This is a genomic window from Paenibacillus sp. P22 (assembly GCF_000469945.2).
Classification (GTDB): domain Bacteria; phylum Bacillota; class Bacilli; order Paenibacillales; family Paenibacillaceae; genus Paenibacillus_O; species Paenibacillus_O humicus.
The window spans coordinates 23,149-30,649 of sequence record NZ_CBRA020000134.1 but is presented as its reverse complement, the minus strand read 5'-3'; the positions used below and the strand labels follow the sequence as shown (position 1 = coordinate 30,649).

Annotated in this window: 6 protein-coding genes; 1 reads left to right on the top strand and 5 read right to left on the bottom strand. The window is 59.2% G+C overall.

Annotated features, from left to right (window positions below; genetic code table 11):
• The 3 genes from BN871_RS18180 to BN871_RS18170 all read right to left on the bottom strand — a co-directional run.
• The coding region (locus BN871_RS18180) for an alpha-glucosidase/alpha-galactosidase (protein ID WP_048748231.1) at positions 1-1,436 on the bottom strand (1,436 nt) is incomplete at its 3' end.
• A 125-nt stretch (positions 1,437-1,561) separates the two neighbouring features.
• The gene (locus BN871_RS18175; RefSeq protein WP_021880660.1) at positions 1,562-2,596 is read right to left on the bottom strand and encodes an AraC family transcriptional regulator; all 1,035 of its coding nucleotides are present in this window, start codon (positions 2,594-2,596) and stop codon (positions 1,562-1,564) included.
• Positions 2,593-3,201, bottom strand: a complete 609-nt coding sequence (locus BN871_RS18170; protein WP_021880659.1) for a GNAT family N-acetyltransferase — start codon at positions 3,199-3,201, stop codon at positions 2,593-2,595. Before BN871_RS18170 ends, BN871_RS18175 begins: the two co-directional genes overlap by 4 nt.
• A gap of 126 nt (positions 3,202-3,327) precedes the next feature.
• Here BN871_RS18170 and BN871_RS18165 point away from each other — a divergent pair, with 126 nt between their 5' ends.
• A complete protein-coding gene (locus tag BN871_RS18165) occupies positions 3,328-4,560 on the top strand; it encodes an aminopeptidase (RefSeq protein WP_048748241.1) in 1,233 nt (410 codons plus the stop codon).
• Positions 4,561-4,648: 88 nt separating this feature from the next.
• Here the strand turns inward: BN871_RS18165 and BN871_RS18160 are convergent, their stop codons facing one another.
• Both BN871_RS18160 and BN871_RS18155 read right to left on the bottom strand, forming a co-directional pair.
• Positions 4,649-5,314: a pentapeptide repeat-containing protein gene (locus BN871_RS18160; protein ID WP_021880657.1), complete on the bottom strand. Its 666-nt coding sequence runs from the start codon at positions 5,312-5,314 to the stop codon at positions 4,649-4,651.
• Positions 5,280-7,286, bottom strand: a complete 2,007-nt coding sequence (locus tag BN871_RS18155) for a PAS domain-containing hybrid sensor histidine kinase/response regulator (RefSeq protein WP_053087008.1) — start codon at positions 7,284-7,286, stop codon at positions 5,280-5,282. The genes BN871_RS18160 and BN871_RS18155 overlap by 35 nt, the downstream gene beginning before the upstream one ends.
• Between the last annotated feature and the right edge of the window lie 215 nt (positions 7,287-7,501).

Sequence of the window (7,501 nt, the reverse complement as noted above, 5' to 3'; positions counted from 1 at the left end):
TTCAGCCGCATTTCCTCCAGCGTCTTCGTCTTCAGCCGCGCCGCCCCTTCCGAGGCTCTTACCGGCAGAAGAGGACCTTCTTCAAGACGCTTGCGCGCTTGCGCAACGGCCTCCTTGTATTGAGGAAGCCAGGCTTCGCCGGCGGCCAACATCTCGTCGACCATCTGCCAGATCTCCGGCGGGTTGCAGACGGCACCGACGAGCGGATCCATCATGAACGCCTGGCGCAGCAGCTTGTCGTCGCCGCGCACAGCGGCTTCGACCGCGAGCCGCTGCACGCTTATGCTGGCATTGCAGACGGCTGCCGGCCCGAGCGGCAGCTCGCCGACGGCTCCCATGGCGATGCCGCTGCGATCCACATAACCCGGCGCTTCGATGACCGCGTCCTGCGGCAGATTGGAGATGATGCCGCCGTTGACGACGTTGAAATGTCCGCGATAGGTCCTTCCCGTCTCCAAAGCTTCGATGATGTAGGAGCCATGCTCCTGGCTGCGCTCATCCATCGAGTACTTCAGCGGCGGCTCCTGCATCCAGGCCGGAAATTCCGTCTCGAACCAAAGCCTGCCCTCGACGCAGACGCGCAGGTACCCGCCCGTCTCCCCGTTGATCCAGCTGCCCATGTCGATCCAGTCCGCGATCTCCTCCGGACGCTTGCGGTACCAAGGCACATATTCGCTCAAATGGCCGTTGGACTCCGTGCTGTAATAGCCGAAGCGGCGAAGCATGTCGATCCGCACCTTCTCGGTCCGGGCAAAGTCGGGATGGCGCTCGAAGGCTTCCAGAAGATCGCCGGTCCGGTCCACGCCTCCGGTCTTGACCTGTACGTACCAGGTCTGGTGATTGATGCCGGCGCAGACGATGTCGACTTCCTCTGTAGCGACCCCCAGCGCCTCCGCGATCTGCCAATGGCCGTGCTGCACCCCGTGGCACAGCCCGACCGTGCGGACGCCGCCGTATCGATTGCACGCCCAGGTCAGCATCGCCATCGGGTTGGAGTAATTGAGGAGAAGCACGTCCCCGCTGGCGACCTCGCGGATATCCTTGCAGATGGCGAGCATCTCGGGAATGCCCCGCTGGGCATACATGATCCCGCCTGCGCTCAGCGTGTCGCCGACGCATTGATCGACCCCGTACTTCAGCGGAATCTCCACATCGGTCCGGAATGCTTCGAGGCCGCCGACTCGTATCGTGCAGATGACATAATCGGCATCTGCAAGCGCTCTCCTTCGATCCGTGGATGCCTCGATGACGATGTCCAGGCCGTTCTCCGAGATGTCTCGCTGGCAGAGCTTGGTCACCATTTCCAGATTGTCCGCATGGATGTCGGTGAAGGCGATCCTAACATCCCGCATCTCCGGCACGGAGAGCAGATCCCGCAGCAGTCCTCTCGTGAACCCGATGCTGCCCGCCCCGATAAACGCAACTTTTTTGGCCATTGCCCGATCCCTCCATCTTGGATGATGCCTATGGATAGAGTGTAGCAGGCGCGGGGGATTAAGCGTTATCGATAACGGAACCGTCTGGTGGCGCAGATGTCAGAAATCGAAACCTGTCCTGTCCCTCACGGGGATCCGTCCCTGCCTTCCGGGGATGAAGCCCTGTTGTCGTCGGATGAATCCTTGCCGACGGCGGATGGATCCCTGCCTTCGTCGGATGAATCCTTGCCGACGGCGGATGGATTTCTGCTATAGGCGGAAGGATCCCTGCTGTCGGCGAGACTGCTCTGCCGGTATTCGCTCGGCGTCATCCCGGCAAGCTTGCGGAACCAGGCATGGAAGTAGGACCGGCTGCCGAGCCCGACATAATCCCATAGATCGGATACCGGAATCGCGGTCCGGGCAAGCAGCTGCTTCGCCTTCTCATAGCGGACCGCCGACAGATAGGCTCCGACAGACATTCCCTCCGCCTTCCTGAAGATCCGCTGCAAATAGTTCGGGTGAAGGTTGACCTCGGCGGCAATGTCCCTCAGCTGCAGCTCCCGATCCATATGCTCGTGGATGAAGTCCTTGCATCGGCCGATGTAGGAAACCAGCCGTTCCGCTCCGTCTTCCAGGCTCTTCTCCGCCAGCCGGGCAATGCGGATGATCAGCTGGCCGAACAGGAGGCCAGTGAGCCGGTTTCCTTCCATGCCTTGCTGATCCAGCTCCAGAACGAGGCAGCGGAGAATATGGAAGCATTCATCGGTATCCTTCATGACGATGCGCGGCTGCGCGCGGGAAAGCAGGCTGCGCACAGACGCCTCCGCCTCCGCCAGCGCTCGGACCGAGAGATTCGGACCCTCGGCCGGCCGGAAGCGGAACTCCACGTTCAGCATGCGGCAGCCCTTGGCGGCGTCGACGATCAGCCGATGCTCCGTGCCCGCATCGAGCAGCACCAGCTCTCCCCGCCTCAGCATGCCGTCTTCCCGATGCCTCATCTCTCTCGTCTGCACCTGGCAGGATCCTTCGATGACATACATGATCTCCATGGAATCATGACGGTGGAAGTCCATCTCATACCCGTTCCAGCGCTTGAAATAATAGGCGGTCACCTCCGGCTCGAGATGTTCGCTCGTCAGCACGGCATCGTAGAAGCTGCTTGCCCCGGCCGGAGTCATGCCTCCTCCGCTGCGGCCGCTTCGACATAGCCGTCACCGGCCGCTTTCCGGCGTTCTCTTTTGTGCCGGTCCCACTCCGAGGCGACCATGCCGTAGACAGCATGGTCGTAATAGGAAGCTCCGCTCCGCTCCTCCTGCCTGAGCAGGCCTTCAAGCGAGAAGCCCAGCCTCTCAGCGACACTCCGGCTGCGGGCATTGTCCGACCGGGTCCTGATTTCGACCCGGTTCATTTCGAGCGTCACGATGGCATACTGGACCATTTCCTTGCAGGCAATCGTCATGATTCCTCTTCCCTGGCAATCGGCGCTCAGCCAATATCCGAGCGAAGCCTTGCGGTTGCGCCAGTCGAGCTCCTGGTAGCTGACGACGCCGACGGGATTTCCTCCCTCGAGGATGACTGCGGAGAAGCCTTGCTGAAGCTCCCTTCTTTTCTGCTCGAATTCAATGTAATCCTTCATGTCGTCGACATTCTCGATATGCTTGACCCAGGGAAGCCATTCGTTCAGATAATTCCGGTTCCGCTGGACGGTCCGGAACAAGGGACGCGCGTACCGCGTCTCGAGAAGCCTCAGCTCCAGGTCGGGGTTCAATTGGCAGGAGAACAAGACGTTCCTCTCCTTTCAGGCGCCGGCAAGGCGGTTTGGTCTTCCCATCTTAGCATGGCATTTTCATTTTTCGGAACAGATCGTGTACAATAATCAGGAACCCGCACAATGAATGGAGGAATCAACATGACCAAACTGAAAGAGCAAATCGAGCGGTATGCGGATTTGATCGTTCAGGTCGGCGTCCAAATCCAGCCCGGCCAGAGACTGGTCATCAACGCGTCTCTCGATGCCGCGGACCTCGTTCGCCTGATCGCCAAAAAAGCGTACGGAGCAGGAGCCCGTTCCGTCAAGGTCAACTGGAACGACGACACGCTTGCCCGCCTGCGCTATGAGCTGGCGCCGGACGAAGCGTTCCTCGACGAGCCCAAATGGTATGCCGGGGAAATGCTGGAGCTTGTCCAGGAAGGCGCGGCTGTCATCAGCGTCGTTTCTTCCGATCCGGATCTGCTCAAGGGAGTCGCCCAGGAGCGTATCATCAACCACCAGAAAACCTACGGCAAAGCCCTCTCTACATACCGCCAGATGATGCAGTCCGACAAATTCAGCTGGTGCGTCGTCGCGGCGCCGTCCAAAGCATGGGCGAAGAAGGTGTTCCCGGGATCGACGGAAGAAGAGCAGTACAGCAGCCTGTGGACGTCCATCCTCAAAGCCGTACGCGCCGATCTCGACGATCCGGTCGCCGCCTGGAAGGAGCATATCGCCAGCCTGAACGCCAAGTCGGAGCATCTCAACTCGCGCAAATACAAGAAGCTGCATTACACCGCCCCGGGAACGGATCTGACGATCGAGCTTCCGGAAGGCCATCTGTGGGTCGCGGCGGACAGCCACAATATCCAAGGCAACCAATTCGTAGCCAACCTTCCTACGGAGGAAGTGTTCACAGCGGCCAAGGCCGACGGCGTAAGCGGCTATGTATCCAGCACCAAGCCGCTCAGCTACGGGGGCACCATCATCGACAACTTCAAGCTGACGTTCGAGAACGGCAGCGTAGTGAAGGCCGAGGCGGAGAAAGGGCTTGCCGCTCTGGAAGGACTGCTCGAGATGGACGAAGGCGCGCGCCGGATCGGCGAAGTCGCTCTCGTGCCTTACGATTCCCCGATTTCCCGCTCCAACATTCTGTACTTCAATACGCTGTTCGACGAGAACGCCTCCAACCATCTTGCGCTCGGCAGCGCCTATGCCTTCAACATTGAAGGCGGCAAGGGCATGTCCCAGGACGAGCTGAAGGAAAAAGGGCTGAACACGAGCATGACCCATGTCGACTTCATGATCGGCTCCGCCGAAATGGATATCGACGGCATCCTCGAGGACGGCAGCCTGGAGCCGATCTTCCGCGGCGGCAACTGGGCGTTCTAAAGGAAACCGATCTCGTCCCGCCAAAAAAAGGACCGGACGCGAGCATGTCTGCTCGCGTCCGGTCCTTCTTCATGCTCTGGACAGGAGGCTACTCCTTGACGACCAGTCCGAAAATTCTCGTGAACAGGATCGCCTGGGCAGGCGCGATGATGCAGCCCTTCAGATCCTCCATCTCGACGCCGAGATGATGGAACTCGCAGGAGCTGAGATCGATTCCGGACAGGCGGGTTCCGGACAGCTGGGCCTTGTCCAGCTGCACGTCCTCGAATACCGTTTTGGACAGCTCCGACCGGTACAAGTCCGCATGGTTCAAGCTGCTGCCGCTGAACTTGACCTGCTTGAAGCTGCCGAACCGGAAGGAGACATAATCCGCCTGGCAGTCTTCAAAAAGAACATTGCGCAGCACCGCCCCCGACAGATCCGCGCCTACAAGCTTGCAGCTGTGGAACTCTACCCGATGAAGCACCGCCTCGTCAAGACGGATGTTGGACAGATCGCAATTCTCGAACCGGCAATCCGTCAGCTCCAGCCTGTCTAGACGGCAATCCGTGAACGTGACATGCTGCCACAGAATCCGTTCCGCGACCGAGCGCTCCGTATTCCGTTCCTCCACGGCCGCCTCGCGTACAAGCAGATTTTCATGAAAGCTGCCTGAATCCGCAAACAAGGGATGAACGGGCTGCTCGAGACCGGCTTCTGCAAGTCTCGGCTTCTCCAGCTTAAACTTGCCGGTACCGATTGCTGTCTTGACCATGCTTGTCTCCTCTCGCCCTCTGCAGCCGGTAACGCTCCAGCGCCTGCAAGAGCGATTCCTTGCGGATCGGCTTGCTGATGTAATCGTTCATGCCGCCAGCTAGGCAGGCTTCCCTGTCCCCTTTGAGCGCATTGGCTGTAACCGCGACGATATAAGGCGTGTCCTCGTTTTCCGATAGGCTGCGCAGATGTCGGGTCGCTTCCATCCCGTCCATGTCCGGCATGAGCACATCCATGAAAATCATGTCGTATCCGCCGTCGTCCTTGCGGAAAGCTTCCACCACTTCCGTACCGTTGCCGACGACCTCCACCTCGTGGCCGAGCTTGACCAGCATCTTCTGCAGAACCATCTGGTTCACTTCGTTATCCTCGCCGATCAGGATCTTGAAGGAACGGGATTCTTCCGCTCCGGCTTCGGCCTGTTCGGCCCGAGCCGCCTGCTCAGAGCTCCGTTCCAGCTTGACCGTGAAGGCGAAGCAAGCTCCAGGCCCGTCCACCTTTTCCACTCCGATCGTTCCGCCCATCAGCTCGACGAACTTCTTGGATATGGCAAGGCCAAGGCCGCTGCCCTCCACCTTGCGGGTCATGAAGTTGTCCAGGCGGCTGAACGGATTGAACAGGAGCGGCAGCGCATCGGCGGGAATTCCGATTCCCGTATCCCGGATCTTGATGAGGAGCAGGACGCCGGCATCGGTCGATTCCTTCCGCGAGATGTGAAGGCTGACACCGCCGGAATCCGTGAACTTGACGGCATTGCCGAGCATGTTCAGCAGCACTTGCCTCAGCTTGCCCCCGTCGCCGAACAGCATGTCCGGGACATCGCCGTCGACCTTGGAATCGATGGACAGCCTCTTCTCGAGAATTTCCGGCATCAGGACGGACACGCTCTCGGCTGCGAGCTCCCGGATGCTGAACGGAGCCTTGGCCATAGCCGTCTTGCCGGCCTCGATTCTCGTAAAGTCCAGAATGTCGTTGATGATCGTCAGCAGCGATTGCCCGCTCTGCCGGATGATCTCGACAAAGCTGCGCTGCTCGTCGCTCAGATCGGGCGAATCCAGCAGCAGCTGCGTCATGCCGATCACCCCGTTCATCGGCGTGCGGATTTCATGGCTCATCATCGCCAGGAAGTCGCTTTTGGCGCGGGTCGTCGACTCCGCAGCCTCCTTCTCGATGAGCAGCTTCTTCTGCTCGGTGATATCCTTGGCGATCAGATAGTAGCCCATGATCCGTTGGTTGATGATGATCGGGGCGACGGAGGTCAGAATCTCAGCCGCCTTTCCGTTGCGATTCACGATTTCGCTGATCCGCCGCTCAACCGAGTCGCCTTCGTGCGAATCCGCCAATACGGAGCGGATATCCGGCACTTTGACAAAGGGAGAAAAGTCCTTGCCGACAAGCTCTTCGGCATGCATGCCGAGCAGCCTTTCGGCGACGGCGTTGCAATGAATGAAGCAGCCCTTCAGATCCAGGGATATGACGGCATCATGGTTGTATTTCTTGAGCGAGGTATATCTCTCGATCGTCTCCTGCAGCTTAAGCTCGGCTTCCTTGCGGGCGGATATGTCCATCAGGGAGAACAGGTATCCGCAAATGGTTCCGTTTTCCGCTTTCAATGGGAAAAAGACGACTTCCAGGCTGATTGTCTTGCCGCTCCGGCTTCGGCATTGAGTTTCATAGGAGACCGGCTCCGATCCGCCCGCGCCGAACCGTTCCAGGTCGATGTCCGACTGGGGCATCAGCAGAGTTCTGAATTCAATCGCATCCATGCCCGCCACCTCATTCTGGGACCAGCCGAGCTGCTCGGTGAACGCCGGATTCACGATGGAGATTCTCCAGGAAGAATCCATCATGACGAGCGGATGGGGATTATGAAGCACGACGGATTTGTACTGCGGCAGTCCCGGCTCCTCCGCTTGGAGTCTTGTCCGCTTGCCGTCAGGTTCTATCGGGGAAAAGAGGCTCTCTTCGCTCATAAGGTTCTCCTTTTCAACTTTCTCGTATGTGCAAACATTGTACTACCTGCATCTCGAAAGGGAAACCTGACGAATGAAGGAGATTGCCGCCGCTGGCGTCATAGGTCCACTAGCGGGCTAGTCCCTGCGGACCGTATGAAGGAGTGCGCATCTCCGCTCCGGCCGTCCGTCCTTTTTACCCGGAATCCTTGAATCCATCCCAGCGCAAGCGCCGG

What these genes read in the sequence shown, in the direction of transcription:
- BN871_RS18175 (WP_021880660.1), bottom strand. Translation starts at nt 2,596, where the DNA reads ATGACTCCGGCCGGGGCAAGCAGCTTCTACGATGCCGTGCTGACGAGC.
- BN871_RS18165 (WP_048748241.1), top strand. Translation starts at nt 3,328, where the DNA reads ATGACCAAACTGAAAGAGCAAATCGAGCGGTATGCGGATTTGATCGTT.
- BN871_RS18160 (WP_021880657.1), bottom strand. Translation starts at nt 5,314, where the DNA reads ATGGTCAAGACAGCAATCGGTACCGGCAAGTTTAAGCTGGAGAAGCCG.
- BN871_RS18155 (WP_053087008.1), bottom strand. Translation starts at nt 7,286, where the DNA reads ATGAGCGAAGAGAGCCTCTTTTCCCCGATAGAACCTGACGGCAAGCGG.